Source organism: Paenarthrobacter sp. 2TAF44 (genome assembly GCF_052114885.1).
Lineage (GTDB): Bacteria > Actinomycetota > Actinomycetes > Actinomycetales > Micrococcaceae > Arthrobacter.
This window is the reverse complement of the sequence record NZ_JBFRFP010000068.1, coordinates 1-377: the sequence shown is the minus strand read 5'-3', so window position 1 is coordinate 377 and position 377 is coordinate 1. Positions and strand designations below refer to the sequence as shown.

General features: G+C 50.7%; 1 rRNA gene. It reads left to right on the top strand.

Annotated features, from left to right (window positions below):
* Nucleotides 1–229 precede the first annotated feature (229 nt).
* Nucleotides 230–377, top strand: a 16S ribosomal RNA gene (locus tag AB4Z15_RS24980); the annotation flags it as partial.

Sequence of the window (377 nt, the reverse complement as noted above, 5' to 3'; positions counted from 1 at the left end):
TTGTGGTGCGCTGTCCGGGGTGATGTTTTGGGGGGTCTGTTGTTTGAGAACTCAATAGTGTGCCAAGTTTGTTGATGCCGATTGTTTTATTGATTGGTTGAAATTATGGCCAGGCCGTTGCGCACCCCCGTGTGTGGTGGTTTGGTTTTCAGCTGGTTTCGAATTTTGTGCAGCCGTGCCTGTCGTTATTTCCGGTGGGTGTGGTTGTGTCTGTTTGATTTGTTTTACTTCAACGGAGAGTTTGATCCTGGCTCAGGATGAACGCTGGCGGCGTGCTTAACACATGCAAGTCGAACGATGATCCCAGCTTGCTGGGGGATTAGTGGCGAACGGGTGAGTAACACGTGAGTAACCTGCCCTTGACTCTGGGATAAGCC